Origin of the sequence: Thiothrix caldifontis (assembly GCF_900107695.1) — a bacterium.
GTDB classification, from domain to species: Bacteria; Pseudomonadota; Gammaproteobacteria; order Thiotrichales; family Thiotrichaceae; genus Thiothrix; species Thiothrix caldifontis.
Window position 1 is genome coordinate 1 of sequence record NZ_FNQP01000063.1, and the last position, 1,066, is coordinate 1,066.

Below are 1,066 nucleotides of genomic sequence, written 5' to 3' on the forward strand. Positions count from 1 at the left end.
TCCCGTGCTTAGCCTTGAGGAGCATCTTGGCGTAATGACCTCGCCTCACTCCCCGTTGTCAGCGGGTTACATCACCCTGCGGGCATACCGCAGGTCACTGCCGCTCAGGCTCACCGTCCTCACAGTGGACGGGGCGGGATGATGCCTCTGCCTTGAGGCATTGAGTCCAGCATTCCAGACAGACTCGTGGTTCGTTTCAGCTTCCTTGCTGGTGCCGAACTCCGGGCACACAATAAGTGATGTCACCGACCCATTTCTGGTTTGGGGCAGTCGCTGTAAAGTTCTGTTCCAGCAGGTTGGGTGATACTGGCAACGAATGGCGGCTATGGGTGGTTGCCTTGAACTTCCGCGCTGCCTTGGCGACTAATCCCTGACGTTTCAAGCTGTTGGCAATGGTTTTGCGATTGTAATGCCGCCCATCCTTTGCCAATAGCTTACATAAACGCCATGCGCCATAGCAGCCTTTCTTGGACTGGAAGGCGGTAGCAACCTGAGTATCGAGTAATGCTTGCCGTTGCTCACGTTGCCGATCGTTGGATTGTCGCTCCAGCCATTCATAGTAACTGCTGCGGGCAACACCCAATGCTTGGCACAGGCGGGGAATGCAGAATTCACGGCTATGTTGTTGAATAAAGGCGTACTTCACTTGAGCTGTCTCGCAAAGTACGCGCTGGCCTTTTTTAGGATAGCCACCTCTTCTTGGGCTATCAGCAGTTCCCGTTTGAGTTTGGCGATTTCAGCCGCTTGCTCTTGTTCGCGACTGCTAACCGTTTGTTGATGCGACTGTTTGGCTCGCCAGCCGTAGAGTTGCGATTCATGTAAACCCAATTGACGCGCCGCTTCCGTGTAACCAATCCGATCGGCTAGTTTCAGGGCTTCCGCTTTGTAGCTCTCAGAACGGCGTGTGTAGGGCTTGGTGGTCGGTTTGCTTGGTTTCATCTTTCACCTCAAGTGTCGAGTATAGTGTACTCACCTGCGGTATGCCCGCAGGGTGATGTAACCCGCTGACAACGGGGAGTGAGGCGAGGTCATTACGCCAAGATGCTCCTCAAGGCTAAGCACGGGA

The 1,066-nt window shown here is 54.3% G+C and carries 2 protein-coding genes; both read right to left on the reverse strand.

Translation table 11 applies throughout. The features are described 5' to 3' along the window. Positions 1–196: 196 nt before the first annotated feature. Complete coding sequence (locus tag BLV87_RS20105) at positions 197–646, reverse strand: IS3 family transposase (protein WP_093071212.1); 450 nt, start codon at positions 644–646, stop codon at positions 197–199. After that, entirely contained in the window at positions 643–939 is a 297-nt protein-coding gene (locus BLV87_RS20110) for a transposase (RefSeq protein ID WP_093071213.1), read from the reverse strand. The genes BLV87_RS20105 and BLV87_RS20110 overlap by 4 nt, the downstream gene beginning before the upstream one ends. Between the last annotated feature and the right edge of the window lie 127 nt (positions 940–1,066).